The organism is Chitinophaga rupis, assembly GCF_900109685.1.
Taxonomy (GTDB): domain Bacteria; phylum Bacteroidota; class Bacteroidia; order Chitinophagales; family Chitinophagaceae; genus Chitinophaga; species Chitinophaga rupis.
The window spans coordinates 1,101,595-1,128,264 of sequence record NZ_FOBB01000002.1 but is presented as its reverse complement, the minus strand read 5'-3'; the positions used below and the strand labels follow the sequence as shown (position 1 = coordinate 1,128,264).

At 50.1% G+C, this 26,670-nt stretch carries 11 protein-coding genes; 3 read left to right on the top strand and 8 right to left on the bottom strand.

The window, feature by feature from the left end:
- Positions 1-73 precede the first annotated feature (73 nt).
- The 3 genes from BMZ54_RS11475 (at position 74) to BMZ54_RS11465 (ending at position 7,451) form a co-directional block, all read left to right on the top strand.
- The gene (locus BMZ54_RS11475; protein ID WP_162277518.1) at positions 74-3,514 is read left to right on the top strand and encodes a carbohydrate-binding protein; all 3,441 of its coding nucleotides are present in this window, start codon (positions 74-76) and stop codon (positions 3,512-3,514) included.
- 303 nt (positions 3,515-3,817) lie between these two features.
- Complete coding sequence (locus tag BMZ54_RS11470) at positions 3,818-5,545, top strand: ATP-binding protein (protein ID WP_089910855.1); 1,728 nt, start codon at positions 3,818-3,820, stop codon at positions 5,543-5,545.
- 157 nt (positions 5,546-5,702) lie between these two features.
- Positions 5,703-7,451, top strand: a complete 1,749-nt coding sequence (locus BMZ54_RS11465) for a hybrid sensor histidine kinase/response regulator (RefSeq protein WP_089910852.1) — start codon at positions 5,703-5,705, stop codon at positions 7,449-7,451.
- Here BMZ54_RS11465 and BMZ54_RS11460 read toward each other — a convergent pair.
- From BMZ54_RS11460 to BMZ54_RS11425, 8 genes are all read right to left on the bottom strand, one after another.
- Complete coding sequence (locus BMZ54_RS11460; RefSeq protein ID WP_089910849.1) at positions 7,436-8,413, bottom strand: terpene synthase family protein; 978 nt, start codon at positions 8,411-8,413, stop codon at positions 7,436-7,438. The two genes, BMZ54_RS11465 and BMZ54_RS11460, sit on opposite strands and share 16 nt — an antisense overlap.
- A 448-nt stretch (positions 8,414-8,861) precedes the next feature.
- Positions 8,862-11,003, bottom strand: coding sequence for a tetratricopeptide repeat protein (locus BMZ54_RS11455; RefSeq protein WP_089910847.1), 2,142 nt, complete (start codon positions 11,001-11,003; stop codon positions 8,862-8,864).
- 447 nt (positions 11,004-11,450) lie between these two features.
- On the bottom strand, positions 11,451-11,705 hold the full coding sequence (locus tag BMZ54_RS11450; RefSeq protein WP_089910844.1) for a hypothetical protein: 255 nt from the start codon (positions 11,703-11,705) through the stop codon (positions 11,451-11,453).
- A 100-nt stretch (positions 11,706-11,805) separates the two neighbouring features.
- Positions 11,806-13,773, bottom strand: coding sequence for an alpha-L-arabinofuranosidase C-terminal domain-containing protein (locus tag BMZ54_RS11445; RefSeq protein ID WP_089910841.1), 1,968 nt, complete (start codon positions 13,771-13,773; stop codon positions 11,806-11,808).
- Positions 13,774-13,925: 152 nt separating this feature from the next.
- Positions 13,926-19,586 (bottom strand): hypothetical protein, encoded by a 5,661-nt coding sequence (locus tag BMZ54_RS11440; RefSeq protein ID WP_089910838.1) that lies wholly within the window; start codon positions 19,584-19,586, stop codon positions 13,926-13,928.
- Between the two features lie 27 nt (positions 19,587-19,613).
- Positions 19,614-21,632, bottom strand: coding sequence for a fibronectin type III domain-containing protein (locus BMZ54_RS11435; protein ID WP_143080974.1), 2,019 nt, complete (start codon positions 21,630-21,632; stop codon positions 19,614-19,616).
- A gap of 98 nt (positions 21,633-21,730) precedes the next feature.
- Entirely contained in the window at positions 21,731-26,206 is a 4,476-nt protein-coding gene (locus BMZ54_RS11430; RefSeq protein WP_089910831.1) for a hypothetical protein, read from the bottom strand.
- A gap of 29 nt (positions 26,207-26,235) precedes the next feature.
- The gene (locus BMZ54_RS11425) at positions 26,236-26,658 is read right to left on the bottom strand and encodes a hypothetical protein (protein ID WP_089910827.1); all 423 of its coding nucleotides are present in this window, start codon (positions 26,656-26,658) and stop codon (positions 26,236-26,238) included.
- Positions 26,659-26,670 lie beyond the last annotated feature (12 nt).

Here is a 26,670-nt window from a genome sequence, read left to right as displayed (position 1 = left end):
ACAGGAAACCCGGGGCCGGCGCAATAACAGTATTGCATCGGCCCCATTCACCCACGTAAAAATGAAACCCGTTATGAAAAACATTTCAACACTCTTTGTGTTGCTGCTTGGCATGCTGCTAAGTGGCAACAGGCTCCATGCGCAATTCCTGCTGCTGGATGATATGGAAGGCAATGGCCCCTGCGCCGGCAGGTGGACCTATTATGCCGGCAATACCACTACCGGCAAGGTGGAATTTGGGGTACCCAATCCCAGCATCTCCAGCGTAAATCCCAGCCCGCTGGTGGCCAAATTCACCAAAGACACTACCTGCTTTGAATACATGACCGCAGGTTGCAGCCTTACTGATTCTTTTGACCTGGCAGCCAACAACATCTTTAAAATGCTGGTGTACAGCAGCACGCAGGACGAGATCATGTTTAAGCTGCAACCTGGCGACAACTATTCAAAAGCAGTATACTTTACCTATAAGGTAAGCCACATTAATCAATGGGAAGAAGCTAGTTTCAACTTCCAGAGCGTAAAGAACAGAACAGACTTTAACCGCATTGAAGTACATTTTATTGATGGCAAAAAAGCCAATGGTATCCTGTACTTTGACCTGGTGCAGGGCCCCAACTCTACCGGCATTACCCTGAAGGACACCAGCATCTTAATGGGCCAGGAAAACGGCGCCACGCTCACCGCCACAGTACGCGGCAGTAAATTTGACAGCGTATTAACCACCGCCGGCTGGACCAGCACTAACCTGCCCCCGGGCGTAAGCATAAGTAACGTGCAGCGCATAAACGATACTACCGCGCGTATTATGCTCAGCGGTAACTCACCGGCCAACTATTCCCGCACCACGCTGAAGCTGAACATAGCCGGGGGCGAGCTGGCAAATGCCAACACCACTACCTACCAGGCAAAAGGCAACGTAGTATTTGAAGGCAATCCCAACTGGACAGTGATCTTCACCGATGATTTTAATACAGATGGTAAGCCCGATGCCACCAAATGGAAAGTGGACCCGCAGCCCAAAGGATGGATCAACGGAGAGCAGCAGGTATACACCGATAGCACGCATGATAATGCGCTTGTAAAAGATGGTAAGCTCATTATTAAAGGCAAAAAAGATTTTCCTACCGGCAACAGCACAGAGCCCTGGTCATCGGCCCGCCTGATCACGCAGGGCAAGCTGGATTTCAAATACGGCAAGGTGGAAGTGCGCGCCAAACTGCCCCGGGCACGCGGCTCCTGGCCTGCCATCTGGCTAATGCCTACCAGCAGCGCCTATGGCGGCTGGCCCAAAAGCGGAGAGCTGGATATCATGGAGCATGTGGGTAATAACTTTGGCACCGTACTCTCTACCGTGCACACACAAAACCACAACTGGACCAACGGCGGCCAGGTATCCGCCAATAAAAAACTGATGGATGCTGATACCGTGTACCATACCTATAGTATGGAATGGGGCGCAGATTCCATCACCTTCAGCTACGACAGCCTGCATGTGCTTACTTACCCTAACCCGCATACAGACTGGAAAGACTGGCCCTTTGATCAGCAGTTTTACCTGATCCTGAATGTAGCCATTGGTGGCGGCATGGGCGGCACGATTGTGGAAGCAGACTGGCCGGATAGCATGGTAGTGGATTATGTGCGCATTTCCCAGAAAGGATTAGGCACACCCGTGCTGGATACCGTAATAGTAACACCAGCCACTCTTTCTTTTTTGCCGGGAAAAACGCAGCAGTACACCGCCAAAATACTGGACCAGAACGCGCGGCCAATAGCTGCCACACCGGTATGGAGCATAACCGGCGCAGGTAACAGCATTACCGCCAACGGGCTGGCCACGCTGAATGATACGGCCGTAATTACCGCTACAGTAACCGTAAACGGCGTTACCAAAACAGGCGTAGTACGCGCCAATAAACGCGCGGCCAACTACAAACCCATCCCCGTAAAAATACAGGCGGAGAGCTTTGATAATGGCAATGCCTGTTGTACGGAAACAACAGCCGATACTGGCGGCGGGCTGGATGTGAGCTACATAGGCAGCGGCACCTGGTTTGAATATGATATTGATATACCGGACAGCAGCGAGTACAGGATCCAGTTCCGCGTAGCGGTAAACACAGCCTCCAGCCTGAAAATACAGCTGGATACAACTACCCTGCAAACCGTAACCCTGCCGGCCAGCGGTGGCTGGCAAAAATGGAGCACCGTAACCTCATTGCCTATACGTTTATTACCAGGCCAGAAAACCATCCGCATTACTGCTAATAAAGACGGCTGGAACTTTAACTGGCTGCGTTTTATACGCATCGATTCAATTCCATTAACACGCATAGCCGTTAACCCGGCCACCGTAACCCTTAACACCGGCACAACAAAACAGTTCACCGCCACCGGTTACGGGCAGGATAGCAGCGTGTTTATGATACAACCAATATGGTCTGTTTCCGGTACAGGCAATACCATTAGCGCCAACGGCCTGTTAAACGCCCCTGCTGCCGGCGATTATACCATTACAGCCATAGAAGGCGCCGTAAGCGGTACTGCCACAGCACACGTGATCACAGCGCCGGTGCTCACCCGCATTGCCCTTACGCCGGATACGGTTACCGTACCCTTAGGCGCATCCCAGCAATTTACAGCTACAGGGTATGATCAGCGTGACAGTGTTTTCGCCTTCACCCCTGTCTGGGCGGTCACCGGTGCGGATAATACCATTAGCGCAGGCGGTAATTTTACAGCCGGTAACACGCCGGGCAACTATGTAGTAACAGTATCCGGCGGGGCGGTAAGCGCCACTGCTGTAGTAACTGTTGGTTATACCTGCTCCGTTAATAATAAATATGAAGCGGAAAGCGCCTCTAACCGTGCTACCACCCCCTACCTGGAAACCTGCACAGACGTAGGCGGCGGGCAGGATTTTACCAACCTGCATGTAAACGACTGGTTTGCCTACAATACGCTGAACGTTCCTGCAACAGGCAAATACACCATCAGCTTCCGGGTATCCGCCACAGCGCCCGCTAAGTTATGGGTAGGGCACAGCGGTTATAACTTTGGCAGTGTTGATATCCCATCCACCGGAGGTACCTGGCAAACAATTACAGATACCATTACCCTGCCGGCGCTTTCCTACACAGGCATACATGTGCAGTCGGGCACTTTTAAATTCAACTGGTTCAGCATCAGCAACTGCGCTACGCCGGCAGCCGATTCCTCCGCCGCCCGTATGGCTTACAGCAGTGTAAAAACCGGTATTGAAACAGGCGATGTAAAAAGCGTGCGGCTGTACCCCAATCCTGCCACCGACCAGCTGACACTGGAATTGCAGGAACCGGTGTACCGCTTATGTACCCTGCTTGATATGCAGGGCAATGTGGTAAAACAATGGACTCTCCCTAAAGGCCAAACCAGGGTAACCCAGCACATTGGCTCCCTGATTCCGGGTACGTACCTCTTAAAATTAGAAAATGAGCACAAACAGCTCACTTTGAAAGTGGTGAAATATTAATAGAAAGTAAAAAAGCAAAAGGTAAAAATTAAAATAGGAATGCAGCGGTTAGGTTCAAACCTTACGTCGCTGCATTCTTTTTTATTTTTACTTTTTTACTTTTACTTTATCACTGCGGTGGCACTGCAATCGGTGTCCATGGCTATTATTTTTTATTTTCAGTTAAAATTGTTTACTTTGGTTTAACGGATTTATTTAGATCAGCAGCAACAAACATTACAGGTTATTATAGATTAGTTATTATTCATTACCTCAAACTCGTATACTCAAATAACCGTTCCTAATTAGCTTTAAGCAGTGCACATGAACCTACGTAAAACCCTCTACACTGTTATCGACATGGGTACCGGCCCGGTCAGGGACCGCCATGAAAAATTACTCATCAACAAAGTTAATGGGGTTGCCTGTTCGTTGATCGTGCTCAGTTTGATCTTCGGCCTCCTCTTCTATATACTTTCAGGGCACCTGCTTATATTAATAGCTACTACGGTAGAAAGCCTGCTTTTTGTACTGATCATTGCCCTTAACTATTATAAAAAACATGCGCTGGCCGCACTGGGCCTGCAGCTGGTGCTGAATGCAGCTATCCTGTATTTCGGCCTGTTACTGGGTAAAGCAATAGACGGTCTTTGGCTGGCGCTGTTCTTAATTGTTACCTCTTTCCTGTTCCTGAAAACCGCAGCAGCAAGGCGCATCAGCCTCACAGGCGGTATCATTTCCCTGGTATTAATAGAGCTGAATAAATTTTACCCGGTAGTAACGCCTTTCCCCTTCACGCCTGCGGTGCTGCTGGTAGTACATTACTCCGCCATTGCCGTAATACTGTTCATTACTGTGCTTACTTTAATGCATTACCTGCAGTACAACAAGCTGCTGGTAACCGCTGTAAAAGGGCAAACCCGTGAGCTGGAAAACGCCAACCGTTCCCTGAAAGTATTTATGCGCGAGCTTACGCATGAGATACGTACCCCGCTGAACGCTATTTACAGCATTGCGCAGCTGAAGCTGATGGATGCGCCGGATAGCCCTACCAATGAGCACCTGCACTATGCCTGCCACAACGTGTTAAGCATTATTAACAACGTGCAGGACCGCAGTAAAATAGAAGCAGGCAAACCGGATGAGATAAAACGTGAAGCCTTTGATGTACGCAGCTGGATCCAGGAAGTATGCAACATTTACCGCTACCTGGCCCGCACCAAAGCAGTGCAGATAGAGGTAGAGACAGGGGAACAGCTGCCCCACCTGATGTATGAGGACAAAGCCACGCTTACCAAGATCGCTAACAACATTATAGGTAATGCCATTAAATTCAGCCCGAAAAATACGACCGTTACCGTTAGTATGCATCAGTTAAACGGGCAGTGGCACCTTGCAGTAGCCGACCAGGGCGCAGGCATAAGCCGGGAAAAGGTGGCCACCCTGTTTGATGAATTTACCCGGGAGCGCATCAGCTTTGCAGAAGGCACAGGACTGGGTTTAAACATAGCGCAAAAGCTGGCATTTCAGCTGCAGGGCCATATACAGGTGTTCAGCGAGCAGGGTAAGGGTACTATGTTCATTATATGCCTGCCGGTGCATGAATGTAAAAAGATCATTGTGGCAGATGGCCACCCGGAACATGTTGACAACCACATTTTCCATGGACGTAAAGTGCTGCTGGTGGAGGATGACCATATGAGCCAGCAATACCTGCATAAATACCTGCACAGTAAAGGTTTTGAAGTAATACTGGCAGAGGATGGCATGGAAGGGCTGTACCGCGCCACCTGCGACCATTTCGATATTATTATCTCAGATATAGGGCTGCCCCGCATGGAAGGCAGGGAGCTGCTGGCACGCCTGAAAGCCAATAAGTACCTGGCCCATGTGCCGGTGATCATTACCTCGGCAGACACGGCTATTAAAGAAGACCTGCTGCAGGCAGGAGCCGCAGGCTGCCTGATAAAACCGGTGGATTTTAAGCAGCTCCATAAAGTATTGAAAGACACTATAATTCAGGCTATACTGGCCCCGGAGCACCGGGCCTAGCCACTACCCGCGGCACTTTTTGCAATTTCAGTTAAAATGCTTTACCTTGTTGCTGATTAGGCTTCAGCTCAGCACGTACTCAATAACCATAATCTTTAACCATCTCGTATGAATGCCCCTGGCAGGTTACGCTGACTTCAATTAACGCTACTCCCTTATGGCGATATTAAGGAACATTATAAGAACCGGTACCCAAAATGTGGATGAAATAGCCAAACATGCTATTATAGCGGTAAACCGCTTTAGCCTGGTATCTCTCATTTTAACATCCTGCTTTGGAATTGTTTTTTATTTACTGACCGGAGAGCTGCAGATCCTCGCAGCCGGACTAACGGAAGCAGCTTTGCTGGCAGGCGTATTATGGCTGAACAGCCGGCATAAACACCTGTGGGCCAGCTATGCCTACATATGCATTATTAACGGTTCCCTGGTATATTTCAGCGGCATCCTGGCAGCTATTATAGAAGTGCACCTGGCTTTTTTGCTGATGTTCGGCGCCTCACTGCTGTTCTTTCAGAAAGACAAGCACCGCATGATCAGCATTGGCATTACAGCGCTTACCTTGCTGTTATGTGAATACAATTACTCCTACCCTTTTATAAACCCCATCTTAAAAACAGATTACGAGCAGATGCTGCTGCGCTGGCTGGCCCGGCCCGGCATTATTTTGCTGGATTCCCTGGTGCTGTGGTATTACAAAAAAACCAACGAAGCGCTTTACAGCAGCTTAATGAAACGCTCCGAAGAGCTGGAAGCCGCCAATACTTCCAAGAACTTTTTTATACGCGTTACCAACCATGAGCTGAAAGGGCCTTTAAACGCCATTCACGAGATCAGCCAAACCCTGCTGCTGAATGATGAAGTAGATGAAAGCCCCTCCCTGAAGCCGTTGGCAGAGGACCTGTACACAGCCAGCACCACCGCCATGCAGGAGGTAACCAATGTGCTGGATATGTCACAGATAGAAGCAGGAAAAATTAACCAGGTAGATAACAGCTCCATTAACATACGGCAGTTCCTGATGAACCTGTGCAAGGTGCACCAGTATACCGCCAACCGCAAAAAGGTAAGCATAGTAACAGAGTTTCATGATCAGCTGCCGCTTACCATTATCAGTGATAAGGCCAAGCTTACCAAGGTAATGAGCAACCTGCTGGTGAATGCCGTAAAATTTACCGCCCCTAAAAGCCGCGTAACCCTAAAGGCTTATGTAAAGGATGGCCTGCTGTATATGGCAGTAAAAGACCGGGGCAAAGGTATTGAGCGGGAACGCCTGCACACCATCTTTGACCCGTTTGAAACAGAACAGAACAACCTGATGGAAGGCAGCGGCCTGGGATTGTTTATTACCCGCCACTTTATAGAGCTGCTGGGCGGAGAGATCACCGTTAACAGCGACCCGAAGGAAGGCACTGTTTTTACCCTTCATATGCCGCTCATCGCCGGGCAGGAAGAACCAAAGGTTACGCAGCCCGCCATTGCACCCGCCGATTACAGCGGTAAAAAAGTGCTGATCTGCGAAGATGACGAAATAAGCCAGGTATACCTGGCCAAGTTCCTGGAAAGGGCCGGCTGCGCAACCCTGCTGGCCGATAACGGCGCCAATGCCATTAACCTTGCAGAGCAGGAAATGCCGGACCTGATGATCCTGGATTCCCATATGCCGGTAATGAGCGGCAGGGAAACGATCACGCATATACGCAACCACCCGCACCTGGCACATTTACCCATTATAGTAATTTCCGGTGATGCCTATAGCGGGGAAAGTGAAGAGCTGCTTACCGCCGGCGCCAGTGAATACCTGCTAAAACCTGTGAACTTTAGAACACTGAGCGACGTGATGCGCAAGTACCTCACTTCCCCGGTAAATAACAAACGGCTGCCACCGGCTCAGGCCATCCGGTAGCGGGCCGTATCCATCCAGCTCCAGTCAATATTCCCGCGCATCATAGTAGCCAGCGCATTTACAAAACGCAGCAGCTCTTTATTAACAGCTTCCTCAAAAACCGGCAGCTGTGCAGCCAGCCTTATAAACTCCTTCACTTTATCATCATGGATCTGGGTAGCTTTAAACACAGCATCTTCCAGCGACAGGTGTTCATGATTTTTCAATAACATCACCAGGTTCATCTCATCGCCCTGCTGCAATTCCTTGCGGTAAGAAAACAGGTCGTTAGCATAACAAATGGTATCAGAGCACAGGGTAATAAGGGTTTGCACCGTATTATGCCAGCGCACTTCTTCCGGCAGGTGAATATTCTCCATGATCTCTACCAGGTCCGCAAAAAAGTTGGCGCCGCCAAACTCCTGCCGGAACTGCATGTATTCAGCTACTGCAGGCATGCGGTGCTGCTTCACCAGCTCTATACGCCAGAGGTTGGCTACAAAGGCCCGTTTCATACTTTCTGCAAAACGGTTTTGCCAGGCAGGTGTGCTAAGGCGGCAGATTCTTTCCCAGAAATCGCTGATGGCCGCCAGTGAAGGGCCGTGTTTTTCCAGGGTTTTGGTTTCATGTAACACCAGGATGCGGCGTACCTGCTCCAGGAACATTTCAAAGTTCTCTTTTTTACGCACGGCTTCCGTGTCCGCAGTGGCTTCGTCGTACTGATCGTCCAGTACAAATAACAGGGTGTTCAGATCTGCAGCTATACATAATGCTTCCAGGTTAGCATTTGGAAACATGCGCGCCACCATCCAGGTGAAACGCTGCTGCCGGTAATGGTCCATTACTTCATTGGTGGTGATAAGGTGAAATGCTCTTACCCAGTAAGTGGTATGCGCATCTGCCTGTTCAACCAACGGATTTAAACGGGTAGGAAAAGGACAATACAATGCCGGATTGCTCGTAGAGCTTTTAATGAGTGCCATAGGAAATAAATTTTGTTTGAGGATAATATAGCTAAATTTGAGCAATGTGGGGGTAACCTATGCAATGCAGGCCCATTACGGCTTTCCGGCTGAAATTATTTTGCGGTAAAGGAGAGTGGAAAAAGATAAATTGGACAATTATTAATACGGTAGAAAGTAAAAAATTAAAAAGTAAAAATTAAAATAATAGATGCAAAAGGGTAATATAAAATGCTAAATGTAAAAGGGGAATGCTAAATGTAAAAATGTGAGATCATAAATGCAAAAGGTAATCCAGGATGTAAAATGTAAGGTCCATAAGTGTAAAAGGGCAACGCTAAATATAAAATGGCAGTAAAATATAAGATCATAAGTGTAAAAAATGATACAGAGTATAAAAGCGAAATGCAGCGATACCCGAACAAACATTCCATCGCTGCATTAATTTTTACTTTTTACTTTTTAACTTTTACTTTTTAACCCTATCCAGCAGCTCCCGCGCAGTAACCTCCCCGCTATCGGCTGCCATACTTAACCAGAACATGGCATAGGTTTCATTTTTTTCTACGGCCAGGCCATTGAGGTAATAACAGCCTACTTCTTTTTGGGCAACGGTTTTCCCGGCTTCAGCGGCCTGTAAAAAGTAGCGGAAAGCTTTCAGGTGATCTGCTTTACTAACGGCATTACGCTCATAAAATTCCGCCAGGCAATACATAGATTCCACATGCCCTACTGCGGCCGACCGCTCATATAACCCTAAGGCTATACGAATATTATGATCATTGGCTATGCCCAGCTGCGGTTGTAATTGTCCTTTACTATCATAGGCAAAAGTACCTTTGAGCAGCTCAAAGGCCAGGCGGTTCTGGCATTCAGAACCTGCCACGGTAGCGCCCTGGTGCAGGTAACGCGCGGCTGACTTCAGGTTGCGGGCTTTATGATCTCCATAAAAAACAGCTTTAAAGGCAGGAAAGCAGCAGCCTTCCTCATCCTGCAGGTCCTGGTCGGCGGTTTTGCAATACCATTCTGCCGCGGCATAGGGATCGCGGTCCTCCTCATAGCCTTTATCAAAGTAACGCGCCAGGCAGGCCATAGCCTTCAGGTACCCCAGGGAGGCGCTTTTCATGAGATATTCCAGCGCCATTTTACGGTCTTCCTTATTGGGTTTAAAGAAGTTGCCGGGTACTACATGCACCCCTCTCCACAACAGGCGGCCCTCATAAATGCGCTTGCCTACCAGGTAATAACAATGTGTGCTGCCATAGTGCATACCCAGGTTCACGTAATGGGTGGCAGCGCTGTAGTCGTGCGTACGGGAACGCTTTTCCAGCTCCAGCTCTGCCAGGCGGGCGCAGGCCCAGCCACTGCCCTGCTGCACAATTTTTTCCAGTATATGAATGGCTTTTACACGGTTAATGATGCCGGTATTACCTTCCTCTCCTCTCCAGTATAGCTGCGCCAGGCGCTCGCCGGCGGGAATATAACCTTCCTGCAGGGCCACCTGGTAATAGTTCAGCGCTTTTAAAAGATGGATGGACTGAGCGTTTAGTCCTTTCCGGTAGATATCACCCAGGCGCATCATTGCAGCCGGATGCCCATAGCGGGCAGCACGCCGGTAATATACCACTGCCTGGTGGCTATCGGGATCGACCTGGCTTAAACAGCCGGCATAATCGTATAATAATACTACATTCTCCGGGTGATAAGACAGCGCTTCCTTGAAGTAAAGGAGGGCTTTACCCCACTCCTTACGGCAGGCGTAAAACCGCGCCAGCGCCGGTGCGCCCCGGTGGGGTGCTAGGCGGTACATGGTCTCCATATGCGGGAGTGCCTCTGCGGGGGCATTTTTACCCAGCCAGCAGTAAAATGCATAGTGGCCACGGTATACGGCGCGTACCTCATTACGGGCATTGGCAGGCAGGCCGCTGTATAAAAGATAGGCATAAGCCTGCATGCTGTCTGACCATACCTCCGGCGGACGGTGGAACACCGGCTCGTCATCCTTTGCAATTACCTGGTGTATTTCCGGGGGTGTTTTGCGAAGGGCATCCAGCATGGCTATACGTAAAGTGATGGAAGCGGGCTCCAGCTGCAGCGCTTTTTTATACCAGTAAGGCAGCTGATGCAGGTCGCCGGTTTCATCCAGCGTAAATTCTTTGGCAGTGCCATAACGCGGGTCTACCGCATTCATATAGCCCAGGTATAACCAGGCATGGAACGGCCTGCGGGAAAGCGTTACGGCCGTTTCCAGCAATGCGCCTGCATGGTCCATGCCATCTTTCAGGCTTCTTAAACTGTAAACAGATGCGGATGCTACGGGCTGTGTGCCCCTTTTCGTATAGGCGTCGGACAGGATACAATCTGCGAGGATAATATGCGCTGCATAGGATTGCGGGTAGCGGGCCTGCCATTGTGCGGCCAGCTGCCAGGCACTTTTTAGTTTAATGGGATAATACCGCAGATATTTTTCCAGGTCGCCCGGAGTGTTCTCCTGCTGTTGTTCGTAACGCTCCTGTACTCCCCGGTATAAATATTCCAGTGTATCAATATCCTCCTCACGCACCAGTTCCAGTAAAAAAAGATAGTTTTTCAATCCGTTGTTCTGCATCATTGTTTCACCACATAATAGTATTGGTTAAATGGGTTACTGTTGTTCTGCAGGAACTGCTTTCAAGCGGATACAGGCCCCAGTGCAAGTTCTGCAATTTACGACGGTAAAATGTTAATAAGATGTAAATGATGAATTGTTTACTAATACGGACAAGAGATTTGTGTGGACGAAGTCTACAGTCGATGGTCCATAGTCGATGGTCCATTGCATGCTGCGCGGGATAAGCGGTGCGGGGAATTACGGACGATATTAGTAGTTTACTGGTTATATGTTTATGGGCAATTCGATGGACTATCGGCTATAAGTATCATCATCACACCGGACTATTCATCACACGTACTATGCAATGGACTATGGACCATCGACCATGGACTATAACGGACTATTCATCACACGTACTATGCAATGGACCATGGCCCATCGACCATGGACTGTTTTACGCAGCCATCAGGAAACGGAAGAGAAACCATTCCCTTCTTTATGCAGCCACTCCAGCAAACGTGTGGCAATCGCATTTACCAGGTCGTTGTCTACAATACTGGATAATACAGGTTTAAGCGTACCATTCTCCTGCCGGTAGTAATCTATGGCATGATCTTCATCTATCAGCGCCCGGTAAAATGTTGCCCCCTGTTCATGATGCAGGTTAATGTTAACTATGTGATTTTTCCCCTGCAGGTCAAAGTCAAGGATGAATTCCATTCTACAAAATACGAAAATTGCCGTATTTAGGCGTCACTGTTTTACCGGTACGCTTTTAATGGCATATTGGGCTAACAGTTGCCACCACCGCGCATTCCCATTATTTGTACGGAATAGCTATTACATTCAGGGAAACAGGGGCTGCATTAATGGATAGGCGGTTACCAGCAGTGATGGACTGCGTAACAGGCGCCACTTTTCCCGGATCATCCAGCGTATTAATAGCTAAGGTATTGGCGGTAAGCACCTGTTGCTGAGCAGCGCCTTTAGCGGCCTGAACCCCCTGCAGGTTTATTTGCAGGGATTGCGGGTGTGCGGACACATTTACAATTTTCAGGATCACCTGTTTTGCGGCTGCATCTATAGTGGCGCTGGCGTACAGGCTGTCTTTACCGGCCAGTACGGCTCCATTCTGCAGGATGGGCACCACCTGGGTGCCTTTATTTGCCGAAAATAGCTTTTGTACATAATAGTTAGGAGTGCCAACTGCCCTCAGGTTATCGAACCAGATAAGGTCCGGGCGCCATTGCCAGGCTTCCACATGGGCAAACAGCGGGGCGTAGGATGCCATCTGCACCACATCGGCATTACGTTCCAGCCCGGTCATGAAAGCAGCTTCCGCCAGGGCGCTGCCCCAGGTGTTACGGCTTTCCGGCTCCGTACCTTCTTTGGTATGGGCGGCATATTCACCCGCAAAGATCTTAGGACCCTTCTTACGGTCGTAATTATCATAACGGCTTGCGTTTGACAGGAACCACTGCGGAGGCATGTAATAATGTTCATCAATAAAATCGGCCCGGCTGCTTTTCAGCTCTTTCCACAAATAATCAAACATAGGACCTTTGGAGAACGGGCCTGCGCTGGATACCAGCTTAATATCCGGGTATTTTGATTTAATGGCCTGCTCAAAGATCTTATACCGTTCTATGTACTGCGGGTCCCACTGTTCATTGCCCACCCCCATCATGGTTAAATGGAATGGCGCAGGATGGCCCATGGCAGCACGCAGCGCGCCCCATTTGGTGCTGGCATCGCCATTGGCAAACTCTATGAGGTCCAGCGCATCCTGTACATAAGGGTCCAGCTCATTCATGGCTACCACCTCACCGGTATTGAACTGGCAGGCCATGCCGCAGTTAAGGATGGGCAGTGGCGCGGCGCCAATATCTTCTGCCAGCTGAAAATATTCAAAGAAGCCCAGGCCAAAGCTCTGGAAATAATCCGGTGTAGAGCGGTATGAAAATTCTGTATTCCAGCGGTTTACGATCAGGGTACGCTCCTCCGGCTTACCTACTGTTTTCTTCCATTGATAACGGTTGGCCAGGTCCCGCCCTTCCACAATACAACCACCGGGAAAGCGGATGAACCCGGGTTTAAGATCGGCCAGCATTTGCGCCAGGTCGGCGCGCAGGCCATTGGGCCGGTTCTTCCAGGTATTGGCCGGGAACAGGGATACCATATCAAGGTCTATGCTCCCCTGCCCTTTGAATAACAGCTGCAGCTTACCTTTTGCGGCTGTGCCGGTGGCGGTAAGGGATACTTTATAGGGCTGCCAGCCATCGTGGAAACCGCTTAGGGCAGCTTCCCCAATGGGCTGATCCTTTTCATCCAGCAGCACTACCCTGGCCTGCAGGCCGGTACCGGCGGGCGCATTGGCCCACATGGAAAAATTATACTGCTGCCCCTTTGTAATGCCCATGCCGCGGAAACCTTCGTTGGATAAGCCGTAGCTGCCATTGGGCGCATCTACGGTAAGGGCGGCGTAACGCGGGTTGGCCGTGTTATCTGCTGTGCGGTTCACTATGAGGATATGACCAGTGTCTTTATTTTGTTTTACTTCCTTCCAGCCCATGAGCGGCGCAAAGAACTCAAAGGAGCGGTTCTTCACCAGCTCCGCATACAAACCACCATCTGCTGCAAAATTGATGTCTTCAAAGAAAATACCCCACATATTGGGAGGCACATTGGTAATGGGTTTATTGGCCTGCACGGTGAGCTGGGTTTGTGCAAAGGCTGTAAGACCGGTGATAACAGCGGCAGTGAGTACGATCAGTTTTTTATAACGCATAGTTGTCGGTTGAGTGGTTCAACTGCCATCCGTATTACAGGGCCGGATGGGATATACAATATACAACTATTTTTTATTGTACAAATGACACTTAACCTGCTATCAGAAAAAATATGCCACACCCCGAAAGATGTGGCATATTTTAGTAAGGCTTACAATTTCAGCACTCTTATTACCTGGTATTCCTTTTCCACCTGCACAGCTATGACGTAAATACCCTGCGGCAGCTGTGACGCATCAAAAGGTATTTCATAATTATCCAACCCGCCGGCGGTTTTAACCGTTACCACATCCCCGTTATTAAAGCTGATAAGCTTAAGCTGTATATCGGCCGCTTTGGATAATTTCACGCGTACCTTAAAAGGTCCATCGTTCGGATTAGGATAAGCGGTTATTTCTTTTATTAACCGTTCGCGGTAACCCAGCAAGCTATCCACCTCGCCTTGTTGTGACTTAGGCAGTATGGTAATGGTTTTGCTGATCATATCCGCGCATTCGCCCAGGCTTACCAGCATCTGAATGGTATATACCCCGGTATTATTGAACAACAGCTGGCGGATGGTGCCCTCTGCTGCACTGCCTGCGTCCACTGCGCCCAGGGGTAAGGTCCACTCATGGGTGGCCGGTTTAGGTTTGGATACGTCCACCACCATCACGGTATCGCCCACAGTGCCATAGGACGACAGCAGGAAATCAGCCTGCAATGCACTGGCGGAGGTAGTAATGTTAAAGGAATCTTTTGCCACACAGCCGGATGGGGTGGTGACCGTTACGGTATAATGCCCATCCTTGTTGAGCTGCACCGCCTGCCGGTTATCACTGAAACCGGCATCAGAAACCCAGGAATAGCTGGCGCCGGGATTACCGGCATCTACGGTAATGGTTTGTCCTACGCAAAGCACGGTATCCTCAAATCCTACATTCAGCTCCATGGCCGTTGGTTGTACCAGCAGGGCGCTGTCCTGCTGCTGGCATCCATTAGCGTCCGTTACGGTTACCTTGTACATGCCGCCGCCCAGGTTGCTGAGGGTGTTGCCTGTATTGCTGCTATTGTTCCAGCTATAAGTATAAGGCGTCTGGCCACCGCTTACGGTAAAGGCTACACTACCATCTGTTCCATAGTTACAGGTAGGTTGTTGCACCTGTTTGGAAAGCTGCAGCAGTGCCGGTTGTTGTAAGGTAATAGTTTCACGGGAGCTGCAGGCATTGGCATCATTCACAGACAACAGGTAGCTGCCGGCCGTTAAATTTGTAAATACCCCACTCCCCTGCGCCGGTAAGTTGTTCAGCGCAAACGTGTAGGCGCCGGCTCCGCCGCTGGCTGCAATAGTGATTTGGCCGGTAGCTGTGCCAAAGCAGGCAATGTCTGTTGTTTGCAGCACCTGCATTTGTAGGGCCGATGGTTCCGTAATAGTACCTGTTACCTGCTGTGTACAGCCATTATTATCCTTCACCTGTATAGTGTAGCTGCCTTTTTGCAGGTTGGCGAATACGGGATTGTTCTGATAATTGACGCCATCCAGGGAATAAAGGTAAGGTGTAGTACCACCGCCGGCATTGATGGTTATTTGTCCATCCCCCTTGCCGGAACAGGATATATTCCTGCTGGATGCTATGGCTGCGGTCAGCACCGCGGGCTGTGCAACCGTAGCTGGCAGCTGGCTGATGCAGCTGTTGGCATCCTTCACCTGTATGGTATAATTACCGGCACTTAAAGCGGTAAAGCTGGCGGCTGTATTAAAGGCGCCTCCATTCAATGAGAATGCATAGCTGCCGGCGCCACCGGTACCCTTTACAGTTAGCGCGCCATTGTTCCCATTAAAGCAGCTCACGGGTATATTACTGGTCAGCTGTAATGCCAGGGGCGCAGGTTCCTTCACTTCTCCTGTTAGTACTACCTGGCAGGTATAAGGTATATCCCGCACATGTACCTGGTACACACCTGCGCGCAGGTTCAGGAATTCGCTGGAGGATTGGTAAGTAATACCATCGAGCGAGTATTCGTATACGTTATTACCGCCGCTTACATTCGTTACTTTTATGCTGCCATTGCTTTGTGCATTACACAACACCGGCTGCAGCTGCAGTGTACCACGCATGCTCACAGGACCATAGGGCGAAATACTACGGGTAATGGTACAGGCATTGGCATCTTTAATATATACGGTATAATCTCCATTATACAAATTGCTGAACACGGGATCTGTGGTATAGCTGGCATTATCCAGGCTGTAAGTATAGGGTGATAGTCCGCCCTGTACATTAGTTACTGTAATACTCCCTTTATCGGCGCAGGTAGCCGGCGCCGCTGCATTCAGCGAAGCGCTGAGCGGTGCATACAGGTCTACCAGCTGCACCGGGAAGGCGGCTGTACACTGGTTATTATCTTTTATAGTGATGGTGTAATTACCTGCAGGCAATTGACTGTAAGTACCATTTGTCTGGAAGGTTGCACCATCCAGGCTATACAGGTAAGCGCCCACACCACCTGTTGCCTGCAGCTGCATACTGCCGGTGGAAGCGCCCGCACAAAGAATGTTGATTTTGCTTCCCATTCGTAATGACAGCTCTTCCGGCTCGCTAACAGTAGCGGGTATACTAAAAGTACAGGCATTGGCATCCTGCACGGAAATGGTATACGTACCTGCTGACAGTGTGCTAAAGACAGGCGATGCCTGGTAAGCACCGCTGTTAATGGCATACTGGTAGGGGCCTGTGCCGCCGCCGGCTTGCACGGTTATTGCACCATCGCTGCCGCCAAAGCACTTAGCCGGCTGTTTGTTTATTACCTGCAAAGTGAGCGCTGCTGGCTCTCCTACAGGTACATTATTGCTTTTCACACAGCTATTGGCATCCATTACACTTACCAGCGGGGTACCGGCGCTAACATTGTTCAACACGTTCCCGGGCTGGAAGGGATTGCCATCTACACTATATTGATAAGGGCCTGTACCACCGGCAGCAGTTACGGTAATAGTACCGGTAGCGCCTCCCTGGCATAAAGCATTGCTGACAGCCGTAGTAAAAGAAAGTACCGGCGGCTGCTTAATGTCAACAGGTGTGCTGGCAGTACAGTTATGACTGTCTTTTGTGTAATAGGTATAAGTACCTGCAGGCAGGTTTTTAAAGGTAGCGCTGCTATTGTAAGTAATGCCATCTGCAGCGTATACATAAGGTCCGGTGCCGCCTGCAGCTTGCAGGGTGAACTGGCCATTGGCATTGCCATAACAGGTAACGGGGGTAACATTAGCGGTCAGCTGCAATACAGCTGGTTGTCCAATGCTGCCGCTTACCACAGCGGTACAGTTATGATCATCCTTAGCAGTAATGATATAGCTGCCTGCTGCCAAACCTTTAAAAATGCCCGTACTGTTGGGCACTGTTGGCGCTGTATTAATATAATACAGCACATTGCCGCTACCACCTGCGGATGATACAGTGATGCTGCCATCTGTGGCATTAAAACAGGTAGCGTCTGTTTGTGCATCCCGGGCAATTGTAAGCAGCGGCGGCTCATTGATGGTGATCCCCGGTTTGCTGGCCGGGCAGCCATTGTTATCCTCCACATTTATCGTATAGGTGCCGGCCACTAGTCTGCTCAGCACCGGGTCTGTTTGCCAGGCGCCGCCGCTTACCTGGTAGCGGAAGGGCGCCGTACCGTTACTAACCCCAACGGTTATACTACCACTGGCTTCCCCGTTACAGTTGGCTGCAGCCGGGGTGGCGGTAATGCTTACTGCCTGCGCCGGCTCTGCAATGCTCACCTGTGGGGTAGCAGCGCTGCAGCTGTTGGCATCCATCACAGTAACGGTATACTGGCCTGCAGCTACATTAAAGGTGGGTTGGGCCTGGTAAGCACCGGTATTCAGGGCATATTGAAAGGCACCGGTACCGCCGGTAGCGCTAACAGTGATCTGGCCATTGGCCACACCTTTACATACAGCATTTTTGCTGCTGCTGATAGTGACGCTCAATGCCGGCGGCATTGTAATCGTAAAATCGGCGCTGCTGGTAGTGCCTTTGCTGTCTTTTGCCCATACCGTATATCTACCGTCGGCCAGGCCGCTAAAAGTATTAATGGGTAAAAAAGTAATGCCATCGCTGGAAAAAGTGAACGGTGGCTTGCCGCCGCTGGCGCTTACCTCTACGCGGCCATCGGACCGGCCATAACAGGATATTTGCGTTACAGCGGTTGATACGCTTACGGGCAAAGGATCCTGCAGGGTTACAGGCAGCGCGGCGCTGATACAGCCATTCACATCTTTAGCCAGGCAGCTATAGCTACCTTGTGCAAGCCCGCTGAATACATTGTTGCTTTGCCAGTTCACATTATCCAGGCTGTAGGTATAAGGCGCTCCTGCCCCACCGCCCGGATTAAGGGTAATGCTGCCATCTGCAGCGCCGGGAGCGGAAGGGTCCTGGGGCGTTGCCTGTACAGTTACTGCAGCCGGTAATAGTATGGAGGACTGCATAGTACAGTTATTGGCATCCCTTACTGCCAGCTGGTAAGTAGTACCTGGCAGCAGGTTGGTGAACAGGGTATTTGTACTGAAAGTATTGCCGTTATCAATAGAATACTGGTAACCACCTGCTCCCCCGCTTGCGCCCATATTCAATGCCGGGGTGCCACCGGAACAGGCGGGCGTAGCGCTTACCTGTATGGCTGCAGGCGGTGGATTGATCCTGAGCGGAATGATCTGCGAACAACCGCCGGCAGTAGTGATCGCTACTTCATAATCTCCCGCGTCCAGGTTATCGAATGTAATGGAACCGCTGGTGCTGGGTATGTTGGGACCCGGAAAACCACCTACCGGCTTAATGCTGAAATTCAGCGTTTCCTGCCCGGTATAGGCTGATCCATCCGGGTAACGGAAATCGGATAGCACGATCTTACCTTTTGCCCCATAACACTGGGGCGACTGGGCATCCCGCATATTGGGCGCGGGTGCGGGCATTTTAAAAGTAATGGCATCTGATACCTCGCTGGTAATAGGCCCCATTCTTACCCGGTAATAATGGGGCGTATTATATTTTACAGTATTGTAGTCATTCTCATCGATCGTAATCTGGCCTTTATATTTGGTTAGGGTCTTCCAGGATGAGAGGTCTTCGCTTACCTCCCAGGTAAAATTATCATTATAATCTACCGCGCCGGCCGGTTTCAGAAAAGCGTAGCTGTTCTCGGTAAATATACAGGGCGCCTTTAAAACAGCTGTTTGCCCACCGCAAAGGGTATTTACGCCGGAAAGATTGGCAGGCTTATTCGATTCAATCGTGTAAATCTGGGGATTGAGGATAACACCGCCATGATAATCCTGGTAGGGATCATGGAAGTAGCCGTCACCCGCATTTATGGGGTACATCATACAACCGTTGGATGGGTAGTTATACACATTATCATAAGTTGGGTTAATGATGTAGCTGCCATTTGTGAGACCCAGCGCCCATTTAAAATGTATTTTTTTGGGCACACCACTCAGAAGCACTACGCCGGCATAGGTTATCTGCGTACTGCTGGTGTAGGAGGTAGTATAGGGCGTTAGCGTAACGTTCTGAAAGGTGCCGTTGGTATATTCCACCTGGAAAGTGTAGCCCCATACTTTAAAATCAGTGGTAGGGTACCAATAGGTTTCCGTTACCTGGCGCCATATCTGCTCCTCTTCATCCCATACCTGGTCCTGCCAGTAGCGGTAATAACCTGCGTTTGCGGTATAGGACAGCACATACTGCTGTGCATGCGCCGGCATGCACCGTACCAGGAACGGTAACAGCAGCAATAAAAAGAAGGCCGTTTTCTTTATCTGGTTCATCATAGTTCGTATAAGGGATAACCTGTTATATTAATACTGCACCTGCACTTCTTCACTCATTGCACTATTCTGCTGTTTGTCAAAACTTTTTAATTTATACCGGTAAGTGGTGTTGATGAAAAGCGATTCATCGGTGAATGCATTTTCATTACCGGCCAGGGTGCTGTACAAACGGTAAGGTTTGCCCGTTTCAGCGCGGTAAAGCCAGTATTTTGTTATGTTCCCTCCACGTTGCCAGCGCAATACAATACGTTTATGCTCCCGGTCAACAGCTGCCTTTAAAGCCGGCCTGTTGGATTGTCCCATGCTGATGCGTGCTGCGCTCACCGGTTTGGACAGCGAACGCAGGTGGCTATCGTCCACTGCAGCTACTGCGTAACGGTAGGTAACACCCGGCAGGGCGCTGGTATCCGTATAAGCGCCGGTAGTATCTGCTGATGCAAAAACATGCATTAACTGCCATGCGGTATCTTTTGAACGCAGCAGCTCATGCTGCACCACATCTTCGCTGGTGCTGCGCTGCCATTGCAGGAAGATGCCGTTTTCCCCGGCCTGCAGGTCTGTAAAAGAAGGCGGTACCGGCGGTATAATATCCGGGCGTTTCAATTGCAGGGGCAGTGAGAACTCAGAAGGGTTATAATGCCCGTCCAGCGCCACTACTTTATAATACACATATTTTGTAAGAGTGTTGATAGTGATCGTATCTGTAAAGCTGTTGCGCAACAGCGGCTCTTTTGTTACCTGCACAAATTCTGCGTCCGGCACGTTTGCCCGGAATACGCGGTATGCATACAGGTCCCTTTCCTTATTGGCCGGCCAGGAAAGCTGCACCACGCCTTTGTCTGAGATCTTGCCTGTAAGCCCTGCAGGCGCCGCCGGCGGCGTGCTATCCTCCAACTGTACAAAACGCGGCAGCGACCAGGATACCTGCCCGTCATTCGTTATAACTTTTACGCGGTAATAATTGGAAGCTAACGGAGACTCATCTACGAAAAATGAATCAATGGGCTTCAGCTCCTTTTGATTGATCTTTTTATAGGGTTTGTTGGCAGCAACGGCCCTTTCCAGCTCAAAAGCCCTGACACGGGCCTTGCCCGGGGGCATGTACCATTGCAGGCTTACCTGGCTGTTATTCAGCACCACTGCATCTGTAATGCTTGGGCGCGCGGCCAGCATGGCTGTTACATATACCTGCGCAGTATCTGAGGGCGGGCTGATCTCCCCGAACGGCGAGATGCCTTTGATACGGTACACGTAGCGGTGGTCCAGCTCCTGTACGGTATCTATCCGGAAGAACCTTTGCTGGGCGCCGGTGGCTTTGGCCTCATTATCCGCATTTACAACAGGCTCCTGCTCCAGGCTGTGAAAGGTTTTGCCTTCATCATCCGAACGCTCTACCTGGTAAGCGGTAAACACATGCTCCAGCAGATTCTTGTTCCAGCTCAGCAACACCGCTTTTTGTGCATTCACGGCCTGCAGGTCACGGGGCGCCGGCAGGGGCTGATGATCTGCATAGCCGGTAAATACAAAACCGGTATCAGATGCAGGGCCGGCCGCACCGGCGGCAATATATACCTGGTACAGATATTTCTCCCTGGGATCGGCAGTTTTATCCACAAACGCCAGTGCAGCCGCACGCGCTACCGTAAAGGACTGGTCGGCGGAGAACAGCGCAAAGCTATATCGCGTCTGCAATTCCTGCGACTTGTGATATATTTCGATGATACCTGCCGCCGACTTTTTATCCGGCATGTCTACCTGGAAGTTATCTCCATATATAGCCTGCGCCGCCACAGCGCCATATTTCTCATTTTCCTTTACCACCTGCTCCCAGGCCTTTAACGGCAAGGGATGCAGGGGCTGGCTGGTAAGCAATGCCTCTTCCGGCACGGGCAATAAGGCGCCGTTGCGAAGCAGGGTATATCTTTTAATCATATACCCGTTTACGTTAGCCCTGCTCCATAACGCTTCATTTACCGGGGCCCAGCGCAGTAAAACGGAGTCCCTGAACGGGCGGGCAATCACAGCTACCTGTGCAGGCTTTGTCACTGCATTGCTTTTTTGTGCCACAGCCCTGCCTGTGAAAAACAGGCTGCCTGTCAGCAGTAAAGCGTATATCCCGCTCCGTATGATCCTCTTGTCGCTCATTAGTTTGCTAAAGTATTTTGAATGGTTAATTCCTTTGACGAGGTAACCGTAGTGGTTCCCGGCAGCACATATTTTACCCTGAACCGGTAGGCGCCCGCTCCTGCAGGCGTAAACGGTGTGGCAATCATATGTGCCTGCTTGTCCGACAGGGATGGCAGCCAGCGGTGGATCCAGGCATTGGCGATACTGCTTTGTACCTCCAGGTAATCCCGCTCTATATAATGCGGCAGGTTGTATACGAACCCTGAAAGGCCATTATACTGCGCCGGCACGCCCGGCTGGAATTGCAGCCCGTTAGGCGTTTGACGCATGTAAATGCCTTTCACCGGTGGCAGGCCCCTGTCAGACAGGTCCCTCCAGGTGATATTGATATAGGGCGAAGTTCCGTAGCCTTCATACACATACGGATAAATGTATTGCTGGTACCAGGTATTATTATCCAGCAGCGCTTCAAACTGCAATACCTGGCTGTTACCGGCAGCATCTATTTCCTGCTGGTCAAACAGCTCCTGATTATTGATCACATACCCCAGCTCATATACCGTATTACGGATTGGCCAGGTGTACATGGAATAGAGTGAAGAACGGTCTATTTTTTCACTGAAAGTGCTGTAACGGCTGCTGTGGAACTGGTAGTTGTAGATCACTTTTTCCTCCAGGTTATTGATAGCGCCATCTGCTTTCTTCGTTTGCAGGGTTACATCACCGCCATCACCGCCTGCCACCTGGGTTTGCTGGCTCTGCACATTCCGGTCTATGGAGCTGCCGGCTGTTACCGGCACATTTACCAGCGACAGGCTGTAGGCTTTATCCACCTGCATGCCATCCGGGATAGCAAAGCTTATTTTGCCGCTGTTGTATTGCAGGTCAAATTCCAGCGGTGCGCTATCGTCAATGGCTACACGGCCTACCTGCTTAAAGTCTGTACCGGCATTGAACAGGTATCCTTGTCCCTTTTTAAGGATGATGTATCCCTGGCGGGTCTCATCCTTGTAATAGTTCAGCTGCTGCTGCACGGGGTAGGCATATGCCACATTGGAAGGTACGATCACATCCGGTGCTTCGCCGGTGGCAAATTCATTATCCACCACTTCAGCATAAGGCTGGTTATCGACCAGGAAGGGTTTCCAGCTTCCATTCTCACTTTCTTCAAAAGTAACCTTTGCGGTTAAACGTAATTTCTTTTGCGGCGGCAGCACCTCCGGTGTATTTATCACCACGGTTGTATTATCGGAATTCCATTCCTGCGCGCCCTCTATATTTGCGCCCCCGTCCCTTACATTAAAGTATTCCAGCCTGGCGCGGAAACTATGTACTTTATTGTCGTTGTCCGTGATATTAAAGGTTTGTCCTATCGGCATATTAAATACCAGCTGGGGCGCATTAAACACATTTACATCTCCTTCACCTGCGCCGGGGGTAGCATCTGCAATTACCTTCACCCCTGCTTCTGCAAAAAGGTTATCGCCTACAATACGGCATTCCTTACCTAAGGTTACTTCAAAACGGCAGTTACCTTTCACAAGCCCGCCCAATATGCTGAAATGGCCGCCTACTATGCCGCGCATCCAGGTAGGATTGGGCAGCTTGGCCTGCAATACGGCTGCGGCGCCCAGGTTAATAATATCAAAACGCCCTTTCTTAAAGAGCAGGTTCACCTTAATGCCTATCTTACCCTGGAAATAGGCATATACCTGGCCATTGGCATACCAGCCGTTAATACCTATGGGGCTGCTGCTTCCTTCACAACGCACGCCCTGTCCATAGTTCTTCAGCATTACGTCAAAGCCAAGGCCAGCGGCCAGCCGCGCATAGAATACCAGGAAGGTCATATCGCCGGTATCAAAGTCCATCCCGGCGCCAAAAGCAAAACCATTGCCTTTACCCAGCGCATTCAGGTCGCGCATGTAATCCAGGTCCATACCGCCCAGGATCTCGCTTACACCTGGCGGCGGAGGCGGACTTCCGGGCAGGTCCTTTCCTATCATAAAATAGGAATGCGATCTTGCCAGGCCTAACACGTCTACGCCTATCGGGTTGGATGGCGTACCCAGATGCATGTACCAGCCATCCGGCCCTACATACATTACCCCCTCGCCGGCCAGCCCGTTAGGACCGGATCCCTTTAGTACGCCTCCGGCTACATTAATATATGTTTTGAAGCTGGAGAATAAAGTGCTGTTCTCGAAATCTGCATCCACCAACAGGTCTACAGAGATCTGGCCGCTGGCATCCGCGCCATTGTTCAATGCTTCGGATGCGCTGCCATCTGTATGTTCCAGCATTTTCCCGTACTTTGTTTTGATCTTATCCAGCACACCGGGAATAGGTTGTGTAATTACGTTACACTGACCACGGAAGGTAATGCGGCTTAAGCCCCCACTTTTGTTGAAGGCCATTTCAAAACCTACTATACCGTTCAGCACCTTTTCATTGCTCAATGCAAAATTCATGGAAGCCTTTAAACCCAGGCCTGCATTGGGATCCGGCTTATAGCTAACGCCGGTAGGCGTTGTACCAATCTCGTAACCCACTGCTCCGGCCTGCATTTCTTTTGCAGATACCTGCTTTACACCGTAGTATAAACCGCCGCCAAAGCCGGTAGCCACCACCGGCGGGAAAAGCGGGATGGCGCCGGGAAACTCTACCAGCGCATCTGCATACCAGTACCGGTTATTATTTACGCTGCCAAATAATGCGGTAACCGCCACCTTTAAACCGCCGGCACTTTTACCAACTTTTAAGCGGGCAGCGATGTCGCCACGGAACCCATCTCCATAAATACTATGATCATTAAAGAACAGCAGGCTGCCTTTCAGTGCAAACGGTCCCTGGTCTATATCAATAGCAATGCTGCTTAATTTAATGCGGTGATAACGGAAACGAAAACGGCCATTATCATCCTTCACCGTACCCAAAACCGCCAATGAGGCTTCTGCTGCAAAAGCGGTGCTGCCGCCCATCAGGTTCAGATGTACTGTAAAGCCTATGCCACGGTCATCCCCATCCTTTACAAACTGGATCTGATCTACACTTAAACCATAACCGCCCAGCTTGGGCAGGTTGGTATTACCGCTCAGTGAAAAGGTGCCGCTGTGGATAAAGGGCGCCTGCGTGGAAACTACCAGCTGCTCAAAGCGTATATCGGGTATGGCCAGGTTATTGCCCTTGCCTGGGGCTGCGCTGGCTGAATCATCACCTTTTACGCCGCCACCAATAGACAGCAGGCCGGTAAGATTAGCCGCTACCTGGAATGCTTTATTCTTTACCGATACTTCCAGGAAAGATGATTTTTCCAGCGTTACGTGACCGGCTGAGAAGATATCGAAACTAACCTCCTTCTCCGGCTTAATGGTAAAAATATATTCTACGCCCGGGTGAAAAATAGCGGAGTAGGCAAACTTTGTTGTATCACCTGTAATGGGTACATTAATGCCGCCAGCCAGGCTGCCGTATTTGAACTGGTTGGCCACAAAGCCCAGGCTTACCTGGTCCAGTGAAAAGGCCCAGCCGCCCATATCGCCGCTTTCCAGCGGTATCAGATTACTGGCCAGCAGCTCGCCGCTGAAACCTTTTTCATCTATCAGCGCATTACGTACGCTGAATGATTTACGCCGTCCTTTCAGCGAACGGTCCTTTACTTCTTCCGGCAGGGTAACGGTGAAGCTGCGCAGGTAAAATCCTCTCCACAGGGCCAGGTCTTCTGCACTGTATAGCTTACTGTATTCCGCGGGGAATACCATGTTTGCGCTATTATGATAATCGCTCAGATCAATAATGGCATCCTCTACTGAAAAGGTAACGTTCTTTACGCCTCTTATCTGGAAAGGCTCAATGCTTACGTTGGCAATAATATCATTCAGGTCACTGGCCACTACCTCAAAATGTCCTTTCACGCGCTCCAGCTCATTCTGCGTACCATCTGCGTTTTCCTTTGACAGCTTGGGGCTCAATACTACATCTGCTCCCAGCCCCAGGCGCTTGAAGCCGTTACAGTCAAACTCCGCGAAGGTGGTTCCGCTTTTAAGCACAATAGCGGTGCTATCGCCAAAGGGGTAAAAGGGCTGGTCATTCACCAGCTCCAGCCGGGCAGTGCCTACCAGCCCGCCTTTGCGGGTAATGGGAATACCGCGTGCAGCAAACATCAGCTCCCGGTCGGTACCGGGCATCTGCACTACCAGGAAAGCGGTGATCTCTGCATGGTCCGGTAAAAAACGTATACTGTCTATGATCACAGGGGGCTGTCCGTTATCCGTACCGCCAATACCTACGGGCAGCTTAAAGCCGGAGGTATCCTTTAGCTGGTCATACAGATCCTGTCCCTGCAGGTTACGGTTGGCCCTGCGCTCCTGTACGAGCTTGTATACAGCGCGGATATGCTGCTCCAAAGGAGTTTCCGTTACCTGTGCGCTGGCGCCCAGGAAAGGTATGCATAGGAGTAATAAGAGCAACAGGCGGTATAGGGATTTATGCATAGGATTATTCGTAGGCGTATTTATTTGGCTTAAGGTTGTTGCTTATTTTTCTTTATGAAATCGTCCCATTCCATACAGTACTTTAATAATTCAGCTGTTGGTATTTTCAGGTATTTGCTGATCGTTTGTTCTACCAGGGCTTCATTATGCAATGCGGATCCTTCCCAGCTGTTTTCGTCTTTTGCGGGGATTTTATTAATGTCAGCTGCATCAATGAAATAAACATAATCCTTGCGGGGCAACACATGCCCCCAGAAATATCCCCAGTCATCCGGCAGCTCATCATGTGCGCTGCCTTCAAGTAAAGCCTTCAAATGCGGTACAATATCGCTTGTAAAGGCCCCCGGCGTTTCATAGGTGCGGAAGAAATGATAGAGCAGATCATCGGCTTCCTGCTTCCATCCGGCCGGATGTGGATGTTCTTTAAAAAAAATGTCATACCTCGTTTCCATATATCTGCAAAT

Coding starts and splice junctions, on each gene's coding strand:
- BMZ54_RS11475 (WP_162277518.1), top strand. CDS start 74: ATGAAAAACATTTCAACACTCTTTGTGTTGCTGCTTGGCATGCTGCTA.
- BMZ54_RS11470 (WP_089910855.1), top strand. CDS start 3,818: ATGAACCTACGTAAAACCCTCTACACTGTTATCGACATGGGTACCGGC.
- BMZ54_RS11465 (WP_089910852.1), top strand. CDS start 5,703: ATGGCGATATTAAGGAACATTATAAGAACCGGTACCCAAAATGTGGAT.
- BMZ54_RS11460 (WP_089910849.1), bottom strand. CDS start 8,413: ATGGCACTCATTAAAAGCTCTACGAGCAATCCGGCATTGTATTGTCCT.
- BMZ54_RS11455 (WP_089910847.1), bottom strand. CDS start 11,003: ATGATGCAGAACAACGGATTGAAAAACTATCTTTTTTTACTGGAACTG.
- BMZ54_RS11450 (WP_089910844.1), bottom strand. CDS start 11,705: ATGGAATTCATCCTTGACTTTGACCTGCAGGGGAAAAATCACATAGTT.
- BMZ54_RS11445 (WP_089910841.1), bottom strand. CDS start 13,773: ATGCGTTATAAAAAACTGATCGTACTCACTGCCGCTGTTATCACCGGT.
- BMZ54_RS11440 (WP_089910838.1), bottom strand. CDS start 19,586: ATGATGAACCAGATAAAGAAAACGGCCTTCTTTTTATTGCTGCTGTTA.
- BMZ54_RS11430 (WP_089910831.1), bottom strand. CDS start 26,206: ATGCATAAATCCCTATACCGCCTGTTGCTCTTATTACTCCTATGCATA.
- BMZ54_RS11425 (WP_089910827.1), bottom strand. CDS start 26,658: ATGGAAACGAGGTATGACATTTTTTTTAAAGAACATCCACATCCGGCC.